Below are 19,022 nucleotides of genomic sequence, written 5' to 3' on the forward strand. Positions count from 1 at the left end.
AAATAAAATATTGAATAAAAACCCAACTAGGGTTTTATTCAATCGGAATGTTTTTCATTTTAGGTGTAGAAACCTTTTCTTCTGTTTTTTGCTGTGACGTAGCGATGTGATTCATGATCTTTTGGAAGATTTGTAGTAAGAATGCTTTTTCTTCTTCTGATAATGCTTCTGTCACTAGGTTAAAGTAATGGGCTGCATTTTGTTTTACTTCTTGGACGAGCATTACGCCGTTTTCTGTTAAACGAATTAATACAATGCGTCGGTCGTTTTCATCACGGTACCTTTCAATATATCCCTTTTTTACGAGGCGATTTACAACACCTGTCGTTGTACTCATCGGTATATCAAGAAGGTCAGCAATTTTTGTCATTGTAATATCTGTATTTCGCTCCATCCAAAGTAAACAAAATACTTCTGTTTTAGAAAGTGTTAAATCTAGGCTTACCCATTCTTCAGGATAGAAAAGTTTCTTGGCGTTATCTAGCAGTAAGTCTAAAAAATGTTCATATTGCAACAATTAATTCCACTCCCGTATATTTCGAGGTTCGTAATATTTATTTTTATTTTATGTAGAATAGAAATAATTGTCAATGTTTTTAATTGATTTTTCAGATTAAAAAGAAAACTACCTTTAAAATAGTATTCTTTTATGATAGATTTATAAATATAAAACTAGAATTTACATAAAAATCCATCATGGTAAATATACTTATCTATAATGGGTATACAGCTAACGAGGGGGAGAACGATGAGAAGACGTAATACGCAAGCGTTCACATTTTTAGCATGGACTTCATTTGTTTGTGCGCTTTCAGGTATGCTAATTGGGATTTATACGTTAGATGAAACGCTTAGTGTAAAAGGATACTATTTAATTGGAACACTATTTTTAACGATGTCTTGTTTTGTGTTACAAAAAACAATTCGTGATAATGAAGAAGATAACGAGAGATTTCCGAAAAATAAACCGTTAGATAAAGAGTAAATTGTAAAGAAAGGCATTTGCCTTTCTTTTTTTATGTAAAAATGGCGTAAGTGCCGTGTGTTGACTTGCTTGAAGTACTGAAAATTTGGTATCATCAATAGTATTGTAGATTGAACGATATATTATGGAGGTGGCCTAGCCGTGTCAAGAATTTCCGTTGAGAATGTAAAGCACGTAGCACATTTAGCACGTCTTGCAATTACTGATCAAGAAGCTGAAAAATTTCAAAAACAACTAGATGCAATTGTTACATTTGCAGAACAGTTAAATGAATTAGATACAACAGATGTAAAACCAACAACTCATGTATTAACTATGAAAAATGTTATGCGTGAAGATGTACCAGAAAAAGGTTTACCAGTCGAAGAAGTATTAAAAAATGCACCGGATCACAAAGATAATCAAATCCGTGTTCCAGCAGTATTAGAATAGAGGAGGGGAATTTCGATGTCATTATTTGATCATTCAGTATCAGAGTTACATAAGAAATTAAACAACAAAGAAATTTCCGTTACGGATTTAGTAGAAGAATCTTACAAACGTATTGCGGATGTTGAAGATAACGTAAAAGCTTTTCTTACATTAGATGAAGAAAATGCACGCGCAAAAGCGAAAGAATTAGATGCAAAAATCGGCGCTGAAGATAATGGTTTATTATTCGGTATGCCGATTGGTGTAAAAGATAACATTGTAACTAACGGCCTTCGTACAACTTGTGCGAGTAAAATGTTAGCAAACTTCGATCCAATTTATGATGCGACAGTTGTGCAAAAGCTAAAAGCTGCTGACACGATTACAATCGGTAAATTAAACATGGACGAGTTTGCAATGGGTTCTTCAAATGAAAACTCAGGATTCTACGCTACGAAAAACCCATGGAACTTAGATTACGTTCCGGGCGGATCTAGTGGTGGTTCTGCAGCAGCTGTAGCAGCGGGAGAAGTACTATTCTCTCTAGGTTCTGATACGGGTGGTTCTATCCGTCAGCCGGCTGCATATTGCGGTGTTGTAGGTTTAAAACCAACTTACGGACGCGTATCTCGTTACGGATTAGTAGCATTCGCATCTTCACTTGACCAAATCGGACCGATTACACGTACAGTAGAAGACAATGCATACTTATTACAAGCTATTTCAGGTATTGACCGCATGGATGCAACTTCTGCAAATGTTGAAGTTGGAAACTATTTAGCTGGTTTAACAGGCGATGTTAAAGGTTTACGCATTGCTGTACCGAAAGAATACTTAGGCGAAGGTGTTGGCGAAGAAGCTCGTGAGTCAGTACTAGCTGCTTTAAAAGTATTAGAAGGTATGGGCGCAACTTGGGAGGAAGTATCTCTTCCGCACTCTAAATACGCTCTAGCAACGTATTACTTATTATCTTCTTCTGAAGCATCTGCTAACCTTTCACGCTTTGATGGCGTGCGTTACGGTGTTCGTTCTGATAATGTAAATAACTTATTAGATCTTTACAAAAACACACGTAGTGAAGGTTTCGGTGATGAAGTTAAACGTCGTATTATGCTTGGTACATTTGCCCTTAGCTCTGGTTACTATGATGCATATTACAAAAAAGCACAACAAGTACGTACATTAATTAAAAATGACTTTGAAAATGTATTTGCTAACTATGATGTTATTATTGGACCAACAACACCAACTCCGGCATTTAAAGTTGGAGAAAAAGTTGACGACCCAATGACAATGTATGCAAATGACATTTTAACAATCCCAGTAAACTTAGCGGGTGTTCCAGCGATTTCAGTTCCATGTGGATTCGGTGCTAACAACATGCCACTTGGTCTACAAATCATTGGTAAACACTTCGATGAAGCGACAATTTACCGCGTTGCACATGCGTTTGAGCAAGCAACAGACTATCATACAAAAAAAGCAAGTCTGTAAGGAGGCGAGCATAGATGAATTTAGAAACAATTATTGGTTTAGAGGTTCACGTTGAGTTAAAAACAAATTCGAAAATTTTCTCTGCGAGTCCAACAGAATTCGGAGCGGAGCCAAATACACAAACAAGTGTAATTGACTTAGGATACCCAGGGGTACTTCCTACTTTAAATAAAGAAGCAGTTAACTTTGCAATGAAAGCTGCAATGGCATTAAACTGTGAGATCGCAACGGAAACGAAGTTCGACCGTAAAAACTATTTCTATCCAGATAATCCGAAAGCTTACCAAATTTCTCAATTTGATAAGCCAATTGGTGAAAATGGTTGGATTGAAATCGAAGTAGACGGTAAAAAGAAACGTATCGGTATTACACGTCTTCATTTAGAAGAAGATGCTGGTAAATCAACGCATACAGCTGATGGTTCATTAGTAGACTACAACCGTCAAGGTATGCCTTTAATCGAGATCGTATCTGAGCCAGATATGCGTACGCCAGAAGAAGCATATGCATACTTAGAGAAGTTAAAATCAATCATTCAATATACTGGTGTATCTGATTGTAAGATGGAAGAAGGTTCTCTGCGTTGTGATGCGAACATTTCTCTTCGTCCAGTTGGACAAGAGAAGTTTGGTACAAAAGCGGAACTGAAAAACTTAAACTCATTCACTTACGTACAAAAAGGTCTTGAGCACGAGCAAGTGCGCCAAGAAAAAGAACTGTTATCTGGTGGTATCATCCAACAAGAAACACGTCGTTATGATGAAGCAACGAAGAAAACAATCTTAATGCGTGTGAAAGAAGGATCTGACGATTACCGTTACTTCCCGGAGCCAGACTTAGTTGAACTTTACATCGACGATGAGTGGAAAGAAGCAGTTCGAGCTTCTATTCCAGAACTTCCAGATGCGCGTAAAGCTCGCTACGTTGCAGAAATTGGCTTACCAGCTTATGATGCACACGTATTAACATTAACGAAAGAAATGTCTGATTTCTTTGAAGCGACTGTTGCAGACGGTGCTGATGCGAAATTAACATCGAACTGGTTAATGGGTGAAGTACTTGCATACTTAAACAAACAACAAAAAGAATTAAAAGACGTTGCATTAACGCCTGCTGGTTTATCTAAAATGGTTCAATTAATTGAAAAAGGTACAATTTCTTCTAAAATTGCGAAGAAAGTATTTAATGAATTAATCGAAAAAGGTGGAGACCCAGAAGAAATCGTTAAAGCGAAAGGTCTTGTTCAAATTTCTGACGAGGGTACACTTCGTAAAGTTGTAACAGAAATTCTTGATAATAATGGGCAATCTATCGAAGACTTTAAAAACGGTAAAGACCGTGCAATTGGGTTCTTAGTTGGTCAAATTATGAAAGCTACAAAAGGACAAGCAAATCCACCGCTTGTTAACAAAATCTTACTTGAAGAGATTAATAAGCGATAATAGTAGTGACTTTTAAAGATTAAGCAGAAAAACACCCGTACATGGGTGTTTTTCTAGGTTAATCAAACGTTTGTTTAAATGAGACAAAATCGTTTAAACAAACGTTTGATTAACTGTCAAAAGTGGAAAAATGTTTGTATAGCAACTATGGTATGATAGTTGCAAAAAGGTGGGAATAATGATAAATCTAAACATAGAGGTTTTTTTTCATCTCATGAAATAATAGATAGTTATTATTCGTTATATGTAAATTTTTATGGAAGAATGGATAGAAATAAAGTGAAACTTTAATCAGTGGGAGGTTCATCCAAAGCTGATTATTAGCCCACACCAATCGGGCATTTACTGCCCACAAATAGCGGGATAAATTTTTTGGTCAAATAAAACAAAACCATTGAAATGAATATTTACTTTTGATGGACTACACGAATCGGGTTCTTACTGCCTGTTTGAGCGGGATAAAAGAAGGATAGCAAGATGAGAGGAGGTAGGCATGGGAATACTGAATAGAAGTTCGGTATGTTCTTTTTCGATGCATAAAGAAATTTCCTGTGCTAATAAATGATGAAGCGAGCAAGAATTATTTATAATCCTACTTCTGGGCGTGAGCTATTTAAGAAGAGCTTACCAGAAGTATTACAAAAATTAGAACAAGCTGGCTATGAGACATCTTGTCATGCGACAACGGGTCCTGGAGACGCTACTGTGGCGGCGAGGCAAGCTGCGGATCGTAAGTTTGATGTTGTTATTGCCGCTGGTGGCGACGGTACATTAAATGAAGTAGTAAACGGTTTAGTTGGACATGAATTCCGCCCGAAATTTGGAATTATTCCAGTTGGAACGACAAATGACTTTGCACGTGCGATTGGTGTACCTCGTTCTATTGAAGAGGCAGCAGATATTATTTGCGAAGGAAAAACAGTGCCATTAGACCTCGGTAGAGCGAACGATACATATTTTATTAACATCGCTGGTGGCGGTCGTATTACAGAATTAACATACGAAGTACCGAGTAAGTTAAAGACAGTATTAGGACAACTTGCTTATTACCTAAAAGGTATCGAGATGTTACCATCATTGCATCCGACATATGTTGAAATTGAGTATGATGGAAAGTTACTACAAGAAGAAATTACGATGTTTTTAATTACGAATACTCGTTCAGTAGGTGGATTTGAAAAGGTAGCACCGTATGCATCTATTAACGATGGGTTATTTGACCTATTAGTACTGAAAAAAGGTTCTATCGCTGATTTAATTAAAGCAGCAACACAAGCACAACGTGGTGAACATATTAATAATCCAAAAGTGTTATATACACAAGCGAACCGAATTAAAGTACATTCACCAGATAAACTAATGATTAATTTAGATGGTGAGTATGGTGGAGATGCACCGATGGAATTTGAAAATATATATCATTGTTTAGAACTATTTGTTCCTGAACATCAAGAGGATGCCTTGTAAAGGCATCCTTTTTTACTTTGTTAAAATGAATTGTAAATTGGGAGTTAGTTTGATTTTTATGGTATTTTTACAATTCTTTTATTTTACATCCATATTTTATTGATACACTGGAGGAGATAAGAAACGAGAGGTAGGATGCTATGGAGAAGGTAAAAGCAATACTATTTGATAAAGATGGGACATTAATGGATTTTCATTCAATTTGGATAAAAGTAGCTGAAGAACTTGTAGCTGAATGTATAAGTTTATATCATTTACCAAGTACAATAGGGCAGACCTTATTAGAAGAGATTGGTGTAGAGGGAGCATTTGTTAATCCGAGGAGTGCAATAGCTGCTGGAACAAGCCTTGATGTAGCGAAGGGGCTTTGTAATTATATTGAGTCTGCTAGAGAAGAAGAGATGCATCATTGGGTAAGTGAGAAGTTATTTTCCCTTATGTATGAGCATCGTTCGCATATGAAAATGACAGCAGATTTACCGAAAGTGTTACAGGCATTAAAAGATAAAGGATTTATATTAGGGGTTGTCACGGCGGATGATTTCGCACCAACAGAATTATTTTTAAAACAATATAAGTTGGAGAACTTTTTTGATTATATTATAGCCTCGGATACATTCCTTGCGCAAAAACCAGATAAAAAGATTATAGAAGTGTTTTGTGAGAAATTTAATTTAGAATCATGTGAGGTTGCGGTTGTTGGAGATACGCCAACTGATTTACATTTAGCTAAAAATGGTGGTGATTGCTATGCAATTGGGGTGCTATCTGGTACGGGAGACCGTCCAACATTAGAACCACTTGCTGATTTAGTGTTAGATTCTGTTGGAGAGTTTATTTCTCAATCGGGTGAGTTTTTCTGGGAGAAAGAAAAGTCTAATGTGTAAGGAAAATAAGTCTATAAAGACTCTTAATGAGTCTTTATAGACTTATTTTTTATGCCTGGATACAAAGAATATAGGATAAATGCTAGAAAGGAAAGTTGGCATATATTTTGCAATAAGAAGAGAAAACAATGTAAAGAAAAGGATGGGGTACGCAATGAACACAAAAAAATTTGCTAAAGTAAATGAACAAATTCCAGGACCGAAAGCGGCATCTTTATTAGAACGCCGTCAAAATATAGTACCAAAAGGAGTAAGTAACGGCATCCCAACGTTTGTACAATCTGCAAATGGTGCTCTTGTAACAGATGTTGATGACAATCAGTACATTGATTTTGCAGGAGCAATCGGGACAATTAACGTAGGGCATTGTCATCCAACGGTTAAAGAAGCGCTCCATAAACAAGTCGATCAATACATTCATACTGGATTTAATGTCATGATGTATGAGCCATATATTGAATTAGCAGAAAAGCTTGCGGCATTGGCACCAGGAAGTTTCGATAAGCAAGTCCTATTTTTAAATAGTGGTGCAGAAGCAGTTGAGAACGCGGTGAAAATCGCTCGTAAATATACGAAGAGACCTGGTATTATCGCATTTTCTAAAGGTTTCCACGGTCGTACATTAATGACAATGACGATGACAAGTAAAGTGAAGCCATATAAATTTGGGTTTGGTCCCTTTGCTCCAGAAGTATATAAAGCGCCATTTCCATACGAATATCGTCGCCCAGAGGGATTAACGGAAGAGCAGTATGATGATTTTATTATTGAAGAGTTTAAGAACTTCTTCATATCGGAAGTAGCACCAGAAACAATTGCAGCTGTTGTAATGGAACCTGTTCAAGGGGAAGGTGGATTTATCGTCCCAAGTAAGAAATTTGTTCAAGAAGTACGCCGCATTTGTTCAGAGAACGGCATCTTATTTGTAGCGGATGAAATACAAACAGGCTTTAGTCGTACAGGAAAATATTTTGCAATTGATCACTATGATGTCGTTCCAGATTTAATTACAGTGTCTAAATCATTAGGGGCTGGTGTACCGATAAGTGGTGTCATTGGACGTAAAGAAATTATGAATGAATCTGCACCAGGTGAACTTGGTGGAACGTATGCAGGAAGTCCATTAGGATGTGCAGCTGCATTAGCTGTTCTCGATGTAATAGAAAATGAGAAATTAAATGATAGAGCGATAGAATTAGGAAAAGTCGTAATGAACCGATTCGAAGAGATGAAAAATAAATATCATTGCATCGGTGATGTGCGTGGGTTAGGAGCAATGTGTGCATTTGAGGTCGTTCAAGATCGTAAGACGAAAGCACCTGACAAAACGTTAACGGCTAATCTATGTGCAGAAGCAAATAAGCGTGGGTTACTTTTATTATCAGCAGGAACGTATGGAAATGTTATCCGTGTGTTAATGCCTTTAGTTATTACAGATGAGCAACTTGAAGAAGGTTTAACAATAATTGAAGAATCATTGCAAGCTTGTTATGAGCAAACGAACATCGCTCGCGTTTAAAAACTGAAGTATAAATAGCAAACATTCTAGCTGACTCTATATTAAATGCAGAAAATTCGCTTTATAATAAAGATAGTGAAGTGGATCGATGGATTTGAAGTTAGGGGTGGCTAGGATGGTTGCAGAAAAGGAACGAGTGTTAATGGATTTAAAAGATGTATTTGAATATGCGTTTGACGAAATTTTTGTTACAGATGAGCAAGGGATCGTTGTACGTGTAAATAGTACATGTGAAAGGCACTACCAACTAGCTGCAGAAGAGTTAGTTGGTAAGCATGTAAAAGAACTACAAAAGGATGGAATCTTTTATCCATCAGCGACATTAGAAGTGATTGAAAAAAAGAGGCCAATTGAACTCGTTCAAACTACAAAATCAGGAGAGTATTTACACGTTCGTACAAGGCCTGTTTTTGATGATGAGGGAAATTTAAGAAGAGTGATTAGTTATTCTCGCGACCTTACTGAACTCTATCAATTACGTCAAAAGGTAGAGGAAATGGATAATCAGCTAAAAACATATAAAAAAGAATTAAGAGAAACATATGAGCATGAAGGACTTATTTTTAAAAGTCTAGCTATGCAAAAAATAGTCGATACAATCAAAAAAGTATCTGTAGTGGATAGTACTGTTCTCGTTTTAGGCGAGACTGGAGTAGGAAAAAGTCGATTAGTACGCTATTTACATGAAGTGAGTCACCGTAAGCATGAAAGTTTCTATGAAATTAATTGTGCGGCATTACCAACTAATTTAATTGAATCGGAGCTTTTTGGATATTCAGGTGGATCTTTTACAGGTGCGAATCGTGAAGGGAAAAAGGGACTATTAGAATCCGCGCATAAAGGAACTCTTTTTTTAGATGAAATCGGTGAAATGCCGCTTGAAATTCAAGCGAAGCTTTTGCAAGTATTGCAAGAAAAAACATTTCGTCCTATAGGCGGAAGAGAATTAAAAAAAGTAGATGTTCGAATTGTGGCGGCAACAAATAGAGATTTAAGCGAGATGGTGAAACAAGGAACATTTCGGAAAGATTTATACTATCGTCTGAATGTCATTCCAATTGCAATTCCCCCGCTTAGGGAAAGAACAGAAGATATTTTACCGCTTATTTATCATTACTTGCAGCACTTTAATAAAAAGTACGGACGTGATGTGAAACTAGCACCGGGTACATTACAAATGTTTGTCGGATATCCGTGGGAAGGAAACAATAGAGAGATAGAGAATGTAATTGAGAGAATTGTTATTACTGTCGATGATGTTGTAACGGTAGAGGATTTGCCACTCTCTATGCAAGAGGCTGCAGTTGAACAATCGGGGCAAAGCCTTTATAAAATGCTGGAAGAGGTAGAGAGAAATATTATTCTTAAAGCGTATAAAACGTATGGATCAAGTTATAAAGTGGCTGAGTTTTTGCAAATTAGTCAATCTGCTGCTACTAGGAAAATTAAGAAGTTCATAGAGGAGGAAGAAAACATTGGATAAAAAGGCGACTTTCGTAAGTATAGATAAAAAGGCGATGTATATAAATGGTGAGTGGATTACACTACAAGAACAAATTGAAGTAAATAATCCTGCGACGAAGGAAATATTTGCAACTGTACCAAAAGGCGGAGTAACAGAGGCAAAGCAAGCTGTTGATGCTGCACATGAAGCTTTTAAAACGTGGTCTAAGTTAACGGCAGCAGATCGTGCCACGAAGTTAAAAAAGTGGTTTACGCTTATTGATGAAAATAAAGAAGAGATCGCAGCGATTATGACGAAGGAACAAGGAAAGCCGTTTGCAGAAGCGCTTGGTGAAGTAAATTATGCAAACAGTTTTGTTGAATGGTATGCAGAAGAGGGGAAACGCGTATACGGTGAAATGATTCCTGCTTCTCATCCGAATAAGCGCATTTTAGTTATGAAGCAACCAGTTGGCGTTATGGCAGCTATTACACCTTGGAACTTCCCAGCTGCTATGATTACGAGAAAGGTAGCCCCAGCGCTTGCAGCAGGCTGTACAGCCGTTGTGAAACCAGCAAGTCAAACGCCATTAACTGCATTGAAATTAGCTGAATTAGCCCATGAAGCAGATATTCCAAAGGGCGTAATCAATATCGTAACAGGTAGTGCAAAAGCAATTGCTGATACATGGATGGAAGATGGTCGCGTTCGAAAAGTGTCCTTTACAGGGTCAACGGAAATCGGGAAAGAGTTAATGGCTAGTGCGGCGCAAACGATGAAAAAAGTTTCGCTTGAGTTAGGGGGACACGCTCCGTTTATCGTAATGAATGATGCAGATTTAGATAAAGCAGTAGAAGCGGTGATTGGTTCGAAATTCCGTAATGCAGGACAAACGTGTATATGTACAAACCGAGTATTCGTTCAAGAAGAAGTATACGAAGTATTTGTAGAGAAGTTCCAAAAGGCAGTAGGGCAGTTGAAAGTAGGAGACGGTTTCGGTGACGGAACGACTGTCGGGCCACTTATTGATGAGAATGCAGTTTCAAAAGTACAAGAACATATTGAAGATGCTATTCAAAAAGGTGGAACAGTTTTATATGGTGGTCAAAAGGTCGCAGAGTTAGAGGGACATTTCATTCAACCGACTGTAATTGGGTTGGCAAATGATACGATGCTTTGTATGAATGAAGAAACATTTGGGCCAGTGGCACCAGTTGCGAAATTTAAAACAGTTGATGAAGTAATTGAACGTGCAAATAATACACCATACGGTTTAGCTGCGTATATTTTCACGAAAGACATTAGCCAAGCATTCCAAATTAGTGAAGCGCTAGAGTACGGTATTATTGGTCTAAACGATGGTCTTCCATCAGTTGCACAAGCACCATTCGGTGGATTTAAAGAAAGTGGTATCGGCCGTGAAGGAGGCCATTTCGGCATCGAGGAATATTTAGAAATTAAATATATTTCATTAGGACTATAAGTAGTATACTAGAATCTCTATAAGGTAACAGAGAAGGAGATTCTAGTATGGTATATTGGCTATTATTACTTGTTACAATTATTTTTGAAGTGGCTGGAACAATTGCGATGAAACTATCAAATGGTTTAACAAAGCTCGTTCCAAGTGTACTTATTTTCGTATTTTATGGAATTTGTTTCAGCGTGTTTGCTATCGTCGTTAAAAAGATTCATTTAAGTATTGCTTATGCCATTTGGTCTGGCGTTGGAACGTTACTTATTACAATCATTAGTGTGTACTTTTTTAAAGAGCATATTAGCTTATTCCAAGCATTTTGTATTCTCTTTATTGTTTTGGGTGTCATTGGGCTTAAGGTTTCATCGGCATCATGAAAGCTATCTTTTGTAGAAGATAGCTTTTTTCTATTTGTGCAGTTAGCAATTAATACGACAAAATATGACAAGAAAGAGTAAAGCGTTTTGTTATGATACATATGAAATATTGTCTTATGTGGAGGAAAGAGTATGTTAAAAAAGGTGAGTCAAATTGTTTTAATTTTTGGCATAGCTTTTAGTTTAAGTGCTTGCACTGAGACTAAAGATAGTAATGAAAGTAAACAAGAAGATGTTCAAGATAAAGTGTATAAAATAGGGGAGACAGTAGACGTAGATGGTTTGCAAGTAACTATCGATTCAGTTGAATTAGGATATCCGGATTATGATGAGGATAAAAAGAAAGAAGAGATTTTGGGGGTTATTTTCAAAGTGGAAAATAATAGTAAAAAGGAAATACCTTTTGCATTTTATGAATTTGAGATTACCGATAAGAAAGGTACAAGATTTAAAGAATATAATAACCCTGATAGCTTTATTAGTAAAAAGTTAGCACCAGATGAAAAAATTCAAGATATCATGCTATTTGACGTAGCGAAAGAAAATACGTATATCGCTACATATAGACCGGAGTTTACGCATGAAAATAGAACGATAAAATTTGAATTGAAACCAAATAAATAAAGAAACACATTGGATTATCCAATGTGTTTCTTTATGGTAATAAATTTAAAACGCCCAGTTACCTTTACGGAAGATAGGCTCATGTCTGCCATCAGCAGTAATACCGTCAATATCAAGCTCAGCTGATCCAATCATGAAGTCGTTGTGTGTGATACTAGCGTTTGCGCCGTTTTCAGCAAGTTCTTCTTTAGACATTGTTTTTCCGCCAACTAAGTTAAATGCATAAGCATTTCCGATTGCAAGGTGGCAAGATGCATTTTCGTCAAATAGTGTATTGTAGAATAAAACATTTGTGTTTGAAATTGGTGAGTCATGAGGCACTAAAGCTACTTCTCCTAAGAAGTGAGAACCTTCATCTGTTTCTACTAAATGTTTTAAAGCTTCTTCACCAGCTTCAGCTTTATAGTCTACGATACGCCCGTTTTCAAATGTTAACGTGAAATTATCGATAATATTACCTGCAAATACTAACGGTTTTGTACTAGAAACTTGGCCGTTTACACCTGTTTTAAGTGGCATTGTAAATACTTCTTCAGTTGGAATATTAGCCATAAATGGTACGTTCTTTTCATTTAAGCTACCAGCACCAGCCCATACATGTTTTTCTGGAAGTTCGATTGTTAAATCTGTTCCAGGACCTGTATAGTGAAGAGCTTTATAATGCTTTTCGTTTAAGTAATCCACTTTTGTATGTAATGTTTCATCATGTTCTTTCCATGCTTCTACAGGATTTTCTAAATCAGCACGAGTAGCTTTGAAAATAGCATCCCATAACTTTGCTTCTTGTTCTTCTGGCGCTACGTCAGGGAATACTTTCGCAGCCCATTCTTTCGTAGGAACAGAAATGACACACCAACTTACTTTATCTGCTTGTACGTAATCACGGTATACTTTCATTGCTTCTCCAGCTACTTTATGAGCTGTTGCAATACGCGATGCTTCTACACCTTTTAATAAATCAGGGTTTTCTGCATAGATAGACATAAATGCAGCGCCTTCTTTTGCTAATTCTTCACGAGCATGTGCTTTCCAAGATGGAAATTCAGCGAAAGCTTCTTCAGGAGCTAGATCGAACTTTAAGCGTGTTAACGTCTCATCATTCCAATCTACATATACGTGTTTTGCACCAGATTTATATGCTTTTTCTGTAACGAGGCGTACAAATTGTACAGCTTCAAGAGGTGCACTAATTGATAAAGTTTGTCCAGGTTGAATATTAACACCAACATTAACTGCAAGAGCAGCATATTTCTCTAACGTTTGTTCAAATGACATATGTATAATCTCCTTTAATTTGAAAGATTTCTTACTATATATAATACAAGAAAATTCTAAAAATATATATAAATATAAAGTAAAAAGAGAGCTCAAAATGTATTGAGCCCTTATATTTACTTAATTGAAGAAGCAAACTGCTCTACAGTCGTTGTATGGTGTATACGAACGCGCTTCATCTTTAACAATTCATCAGGTTCACCCTTCGTAATGAATTGCCCAGGCTTTGTCGTCGTCGCAAATTGATAATACTTCTTCGTTTCTGTAACAACCTTATCATCTACATGACCGAATGGATAAGCAATCGCGATAACAGGCTTACCTGTTATTTTTTCTAGTTTTTCTTTTGAACCTTTTAACTCTTCCTCATAGTTTGTAATTTTCGGTAAGTCTGCATGTGTTGCAGTATGAGATTGCACCGAGAAAATGCCGGAATCAACCATTTCTTTTATTTCAGAAGTAGACAATGCTCCTTCTACATCAACGTTATCAACAATCATATATTCTGTTGCTGCCGGTTTAAAAGTATCATCTTTTAGCTTTTGTAAAACGCGAAATGCATTCATATTATTTTTCATACCGTCATCAAATGTAACGAAAATCGGCTTATTTACTTTATTTATATCGCCCCAGCGTTCAAACGTTAACAGCGTATAACCATTGTCCTTTAAATGTTTCATTTGTGCTTCAAAGTTAGCTGGTGATACGAATAAGTCTTTAATACCTTGACCATGATAATCATCAATTGCGTGATACATAAGAACAGGAACCTTTTGTTCGAAAGTAATAGTAGATTTCGTAAGCGGGATTGTTTTCCCATCTTCTTTCATTCCTGTTGCTTCAATTTGGAACTCACCGCGTTTTCCTTCAAATTCCTTTATATCAAAAGGAAGTGTGAATTGCTTCTCTTTTTCTTTAGAAGAAAAAGATTTAGCACTTTCCTTGCCATCAGCTGTGCGCCAAATTTTATATTGTACTTCAGTTAAATTATCTTTTATATCTGTCATATGAATAGTAGTGTCTGTAGATTCGTATGTGATGGGAGTATAAGAAATTTTACCTTGTTCTTGTACAGTCTCTTTTTGTTTAGCTACTTCTTGAACCTTTTTCTCTTTTTTAGGTTCTTGGCTTACATTGCTAGTATTGCAGCCTGCTAGAATGGCAGACGTACATAAAGCAATTGCTGCGTATTTTCTCATGAAAATCACCTTCTATTGTGTAGTATGTTGCATATTGACATTAAAATCCCCACCGCTATAAGAGTGGTGGGGATATACCCTTGTTCATCATATCATTTGAAGAAAATGAGGGGAATATGATTTTTAGGAGGCTATTAAGGTAATAGATTAGTGACTTTGAATAGATGTATTTTTTTGTTTCTTATTAGAATTAATAATGATATAACCAACTACAAAGATAAGAGGAATAATGAAGACATAGATAGGCATTCCCCATACATAATAGCTTTTCAGCGTTAAGACTAGTAAATGTAAGAAATCGAAAATTGCGTGGGCTTTCATAATATCCTCCAATGTTTTTTGAAAATTATAACATTTTAAGCTTGTTATTTGTATAATTTGGAAAGTAATTTAAGCTAATTTTAAAGTAAGAAGAAGACTTATTGATATGCAATTTTGCATACAGATATGGATTTTATTAAAATATAAAGATTTTATACTATAATAAAAACCGCTATAAAACTAAGTAAGAATAATGTATGGAGTGGAGAATAGAAATGAAATATAAAAAAATAATATATATCTTTTTCATATCGCTATTTATAGTTGGTTGCCAAAGTGAAGTGAGTAAAGCGAATAGTGTGGAAGAGTATATTCCATCGCATCTTATGAATGCGGAAGTGACGGCGGATATTATGACACTAGAGATGGATCGTGATACACGTAAAAAAGTAGAGGTTATTACTAAAAAGATGAGTGATCATGTGAAGAATGATAAAGAGTGGTACGTAAACTACATATCAGGGCATATAGATAAACAGGTGAAGCCGTATCATCCTAACTTTGGTATTACAGAAGAAGAATATAACTTTTTTAGAAACGCCGTTGAGAATAGTAGTTTATCTAATACAAGTGATGGAAAACTTCAATTTAAGCAAAAAAGTAACCATGAAATTGAAATTGTTTCAAGTAGAAACCTAGAACTATTCCAGCATCTAGTAATTGATACAGAGAAGAATATAATAAAAACTTCTTTTGGAGAATGTCAGTATGTTGGAGAAATAAAGCCATCTTCAGAAAAAAGAATATTAGGTCGAGTAAATGGAAAACAATGGATGTTACAAAAAGAAAATTTAATCTATTTATTCTCTTTAGGAAAGCTTGAAGGAGAAGATAAATCTGTTATGGTTATTTCAGTAAAAGGCATACACGAAGGAAAACTTATTAGTAACGAGGAAGTAGTCGAATTCCGTTCGATTGCATAAAGAATCAAAAAAATCACCTTACTCGTTAAAGTAAGGTGATTTTTTATTAAATAAACAATCCAGCGATTGTTGCAGATAAAATAGAAGCAAGTGTTGATGCAAATAGCATTTTCCAACCAAATTTAGAAACAACGCTTCCTTGTTTTTCAGAAAGGGCACGGATTGTACCAACGATTGCACCAATTTGGCTAATACTTGCGAAGCTAATTAAGAATACTGTAACGATTCCAACTGTACGTGGAGCTAATGTTGTAGCTGTGTCTTTTAAATCAAGGATTGCTACAAACTCGTTTAAAACAATCTTCGTACCCATAATACCACCAGCTGGGATAATATCTTGAGTTGGAATACCCATTAAGAATGCGAATGGAGAAAGTACGTAACCGAAGATTTGTTGTAAAGTAACAGCATGTCCCATTGCGCCTGAAGCTGCACTAATTACGTAGTTTACAACTTCCATCACACCGATAAAGGCGATCATTAATGCGGCAACGATACCAGCTACTTTTAAACCATCAAGCGCACCGTTAATCATTGCGCCGATAAAGCTGTCTCCGAATAGAGTTCTATCAAATTTTTGAATCACTTCATCTTCTTTTTTCGTATCAACTGGTGTTAATAACGAACAAACGATTAAGCTTGAGAATAAGTTTAGCGGAAGAGCTGCTAGTACGTATTTTGCATCTAACATCATTACGTATGATGCTGTAACAGAAGCAGAAACGGAGCTCATCGCAGAACAACAAATGATAAACATACGATTTTTATTGAAATGCTGTAAATCGTTTTTAATGACGATTAACGCTTCACTTGAACCGAAGAATACAGAGTTTACTGCGTGGAATGACTCAACGCGCGGCAAACCAGTAATTTTTGAAATTGCACCGCCGACAACACGAACGATGAATGGTAAAACACCTAAATAACTAAAGATTGAAAGTAGTGCTGAGAAAAATACGATAATTAATAATACGTTTAAGAAAAAGACAAAATCTCTGTGAATTCCATTAAAGAGAAAATCGACACCTGTCGTACCAAGTTTAATTAGTTTGTTGAAAACTTTACTAATGAAAATAATGATTTGTTGACCAATCTTTGTAGCAAACATAAACCAACCGATTAAAATTTGGAAACCAATCATAATTGCAATTGCACGGAAGTTGATTTTACTTTTGTTGTTTGACAAAGCAAAACATAAACCTAACACGGCAAGAATACCGATAATGCTCATTACATATTGCATGTAGTTGCCCCTTTCAGAAGTTCGTATAAAGTTTGTACATAAAACGTTCGTTATATTACTAAAAATAAAAGAACGAGGTTTTATGTCATACGTAAGATGTCTGACCTTTTAGAAAAATAAAAATAAAAAAAGACCCATATGGATTCACTTTCATCTATGAGAGAAAGCTAATCAATATGAGTCCTTTTTTACGCATAGGCTAATATTCATTAGTTTTCCCCATAGTCCAGCAATTTAAGGTTGCCGGGTAGAAACTCTCGATCCATATTATCAAGTATATATGAGGTAACATCGTCCGTATTAAATTAGTAGTAGCGTAACATTAACAGAGAAGTATCGTCAATAGCTTTTTTTCTTCCAATAGAAAAAGACCATATAAGTATGATAAAATGTAACGCAGTGTTATGAAAAAGAGAGGTCGGAAAATGAGTACTAAAATGACGCCACCAGTTGAGAAAAACGAGTTTATAGATGTAGTATTTGAAGATTTAACACATGATGGTGCCGGTGTTGCGAAAGTAAAGGGCTATCCTATTTTCGTTAAAAACGGATTACCAGGTGAAGAAGCGCAAATTAAAATTATTAAAGTGAAGAAAAACTTTGCATTTGGTCGTTTAATGAAGCTTCATACAGAAAGTCCATATCGTAAAGATGCTGAATGCCCAGTATATAATCAGTGCGGCGGTTGTCAGCTTCAGCACTTAACTTATGAAGGACAATTACAAGCGAAAGAAAAACAAGTACGTGACGTTATGCAGCGTATCGGAGGACTAGGTGATGTTCCTGTTCATCCTGTACTTGGCATGAAGAACCCGTGGGTATACCGCAATAAAGCACAAGTACCAATCGGAGAACGTGAAGGTGGGCTTGTAGCTGGTTTCTATCGCCAAGGAACGCATGACATCATTAATATGGAATCATGCTTAATTCAGGCAGAAGAAAACGATACATTAATTCAAGAAGTAAAACGTATTTGTGAAAAGCACGGTATCACTGCGTATAACGAAGAGCGTAACAAAGGAACACTTCGTCACGTAATGGCTCGTTACGGACAAGTAACAGGGGAAATTATGCTTGTCTTCATTACGCGTACAGCGGAATTGCCAAACAAAAAAGCAATCGTTGAAGAAATTGCAGCGAAATTCCCAGAAGTAAAATCAATCGTTCAAAACGTAAATACGAAGCGTACAAACGTAATTTTCGGAGATAAAACGACAGTACTGTACGGATCAGAATATATTTATGACTTTATCGGTGACATTAAATTTGCGATTTCAGCACGTTCATTCTATCAAGTAAACCCAGAACAAACGAAAGTGCTATACGATAAAACGTTAGAATACGCAAAATTAAATGGTAACGAAACAGTAATCGATGCCTATTGCGGAATCGGATCAATCTCGTTATTCCTAGCGCAAAAAGCGAAAAAAGTGTACGGCGTTGAAATCGTCCCAGAAGCAATCGAAGACGCAAACCGAAACGCAGCACTAAACAACATGACAAACGCTGAATTTGGCGTAGGAGAAGCAGAAGTAGTCATTCCAAAATGGTACAAAGAAGGCGTAATCGCCGACACAATGGTCGTAGATCCACCGCGTAAAGGCTGTGACGAAGCATTACTAAACACAATCATCGACATGAAGCCAAACCGCGTCGTATACGTATCGTGTAACCCAGCAACATTAGCACGTGACTTAAAAGTACTAGAAGAAGGCGGATATAAAACACAGGAAGTACAGCCTGTTGATATGTTCCCGCATACGACTCATGTGGAGTGTGTGGCTTGGCTTAAGTTAGTATAAGTAGGAAAGCAGTTGATATAGGAAAATCTATACCATCTGCTTTTTGGTTTACAAAAATACCATTCATAAGCGATTTTAGTTAAAATAAATATTGCTGATTTTCACAAATTATAAATTGAGATTTTGAAATTG

The 19,022-nt window shown here is 36.2% G+C and carries 18 protein-coding genes and 1 riboswitch; of the genes, 13 read left to right on the forward strand and 5 right to left on the reverse strand.

All coding sequences use genetic code 11. The features are described from left to right. Window positions 1–34: 34 nt before the first annotated feature. Window positions 35–517, reverse strand: a complete 483-nt coding sequence (locus BCG9842_RS01710; protein ID WP_000942477.1) for a MarR family winged helix-turn-helix transcriptional regulator — start codon at window positions 515–517, stop codon at window positions 35–37. A 231-nt stretch (window positions 518–748) separates the two neighbouring features. Here BCG9842_RS01710 and BCG9842_RS01715 point away from each other — a divergent pair, with 231 nt between their 5' ends. The 11 genes from BCG9842_RS01715 (at window position 749) to BCG9842_RS01765 (ending at window position 12,127) form a co-directional block, all read left to right on the forward strand. Continuing rightward, window positions 749–985: a YiaA/YiaB family inner membrane protein gene (locus BCG9842_RS01715; RefSeq protein ID WP_001254393.1), complete on the forward strand. Its 237-nt coding sequence runs from the start codon at window positions 749–751 to the stop codon at window positions 983–985. A gap of 141 nt (window positions 986–1,126) precedes the next feature. Continuing rightward, window positions 1,127–1,417 (forward strand): Asp-tRNA(Asn)/Glu-tRNA(Gln) amidotransferase subunit GatC, encoded by a 291-nt coding sequence (gene gatC / locus BCG9842_RS01720; RefSeq protein WP_000086999.1) that lies wholly within the window; start codon window positions 1,127–1,129, stop codon window positions 1,415–1,417. A gap of 15 nt (window positions 1,418–1,432) precedes the next feature. After that, window positions 1,433–2,890, forward strand: coding sequence for an Asp-tRNA(Asn)/Glu-tRNA(Gln) amidotransferase subunit GatA (gene gatA / locus BCG9842_RS01725; RefSeq protein WP_000051441.1), 1,458 nt, complete (start codon window positions 1,433–1,435; stop codon window positions 2,888–2,890). A 14-nt stretch (window positions 2,891–2,904) separates the two neighbouring features. Then, on the forward strand, window positions 2,905–4,332 hold the full coding sequence (gene gatB, locus BCG9842_RS01730) for an Asp-tRNA(Asn)/Glu-tRNA(Gln) amidotransferase subunit GatB (RefSeq protein WP_001047684.1): 1,428 nt from the start codon (window positions 2,905–2,907) through the stop codon (window positions 4,330–4,332). A gap of 561 nt (window positions 4,333–4,893) precedes the next feature. Continuing rightward, window positions 4,894–5,799 (forward strand): diacylglycerol kinase, encoded by a 906-nt coding sequence (locus BCG9842_RS01735; protein WP_000977679.1) that lies wholly within the window; start codon window positions 4,894–4,896, stop codon window positions 5,797–5,799. A 140-nt stretch (window positions 5,800–5,939) separates the two neighbouring features. Beyond that, on the forward strand, window positions 5,940–6,686 hold the full coding sequence (locus BCG9842_RS01740) for an HAD family hydrolase (protein ID WP_000416657.1): 747 nt from the start codon (window positions 5,940–5,942) through the stop codon (window positions 6,684–6,686). Window positions 6,687–6,840: 154 nt separating this feature from the next. Next, window positions 6,841–8,205, forward strand: coding sequence for a 4-aminobutyrate--2-oxoglutarate transaminase (gene gabT, locus BCG9842_RS01745; RefSeq protein WP_001093004.1), 1,365 nt, complete (start codon window positions 6,841–6,843; stop codon window positions 8,203–8,205). A gap of 115 nt (window positions 8,206–8,320) precedes the next feature. Beyond that, the gene (locus BCG9842_RS01750; RefSeq protein ID WP_000225147.1) at window positions 8,321–9,688 is read left to right on the forward strand and encodes a sigma-54 interaction domain-containing protein; all 1,368 of its coding nucleotides are present in this window, start codon (window positions 8,321–8,323) and stop codon (window positions 9,686–9,688) included. After that, complete coding sequence (gabD, locus tag BCG9842_RS01755; protein ID WP_000358137.1) at window positions 9,681–11,132, forward strand: NADP-dependent succinate-semialdehyde dehydrogenase; 1,452 nt, start codon at window positions 9,681–9,683, stop codon at window positions 11,130–11,132. Before BCG9842_RS01750 ends, gabD begins: the two co-directional genes overlap by 8 nt. Before the next feature lie 47 nt (window positions 11,133–11,179). Next, window positions 11,180–11,503, forward strand: a complete 324-nt coding sequence (locus tag BCG9842_RS01760; RefSeq protein ID WP_000263262.1) for a DMT family transporter — start codon at window positions 11,180–11,182, stop codon at window positions 11,501–11,503. Window positions 11,504–11,635: 132 nt separating this feature from the next. Further along, window positions 11,636–12,127 carry a DUF4352 domain-containing protein gene (locus BCG9842_RS01765; protein WP_000915102.1) on the forward strand — a complete coding sequence of 164 codons (492 nt, stop codon included), beginning with the start codon at window positions 11,636–11,638 and terminating at the stop codon, window positions 12,125–12,127. Between the two features lie 45 nt (window positions 12,128–12,172). Here the strand turns inward: BCG9842_RS01765 and BCG9842_RS01770 are convergent, their stop codons facing one another. The 3 genes from BCG9842_RS01770 to BCG9842_RS31150 form a co-directional block, all read right to left on the reverse strand. Beyond that, window positions 12,173–13,402, reverse strand: a complete 1,230-nt coding sequence (locus tag BCG9842_RS01770; RefSeq protein WP_000007349.1) for an aminopeptidase — start codon at window positions 13,400–13,402, stop codon at window positions 12,173–12,175. A gap of 116 nt (window positions 13,403–13,518) precedes the next feature. Beyond that, the gene (locus BCG9842_RS01775) at window positions 13,519–14,601 is read right to left on the reverse strand and encodes a polysaccharide deacetylase family protein (protein WP_001233739.1); all 1,083 of its coding nucleotides are present in this window, start codon (window positions 14,599–14,601) and stop codon (window positions 13,519–13,521) included. A gap of 147 nt (window positions 14,602–14,748) precedes the next feature. Next, a complete protein-coding gene (locus BCG9842_RS31150; protein ID WP_000643592.1) occupies window positions 14,749–14,922 on the reverse strand; it encodes a hypothetical protein in 174 nt (57 codons plus the stop codon). 215 nt (window positions 14,923–15,137) lie between these two features. Here BCG9842_RS31150 and BCG9842_RS01780 point away from each other — a divergent pair, with 215 nt between their 5' ends. Continuing rightward, on the forward strand, window positions 15,138–15,845 hold the full coding sequence (locus tag BCG9842_RS01780) for a hypothetical protein (RefSeq protein WP_000875604.1): 708 nt from the start codon (window positions 15,138–15,140) through the stop codon (window positions 15,843–15,845). A gap of 46 nt (window positions 15,846–15,891) precedes the next feature. Here the strand turns inward: BCG9842_RS01780 and BCG9842_RS01785 are convergent, their stop codons facing one another. Continuing rightward, window positions 15,892–17,088, reverse strand: coding sequence for a NupC/NupG family nucleoside CNT transporter (locus BCG9842_RS01785; protein WP_001200491.1), 1,197 nt, complete (start codon window positions 17,086–17,088; stop codon window positions 15,892–15,894). A gap of 202 nt (window positions 17,089–17,290) precedes the next feature. Further along, a riboswitch (purine riboswitch) is annotated at window positions 17,291–17,392 on the reverse strand. 121 nt (window positions 17,393–17,513) lie between these two features. Between BCG9842_RS01785 and rlmD the strand changes: the two genes are divergently transcribed. Continuing rightward, entirely contained in the window at window positions 17,514–18,890 is a 1,377-nt protein-coding gene (rlmD, locus tag BCG9842_RS01790) for a 23S rRNA (uracil(1939)-C(5))-methyltransferase RlmD (protein ID WP_000105037.1), read from the forward strand. Window positions 18,891–19,022: the final 132 nt, after the last annotated feature.

The organism is Bacillus cereus G9842, assembly GCF_000021305.1.
Classification (GTDB): domain Bacteria; phylum Bacillota; class Bacilli; order Bacillales; family Bacillaceae_G; genus Bacillus_A; species Bacillus_A thuringiensis_S.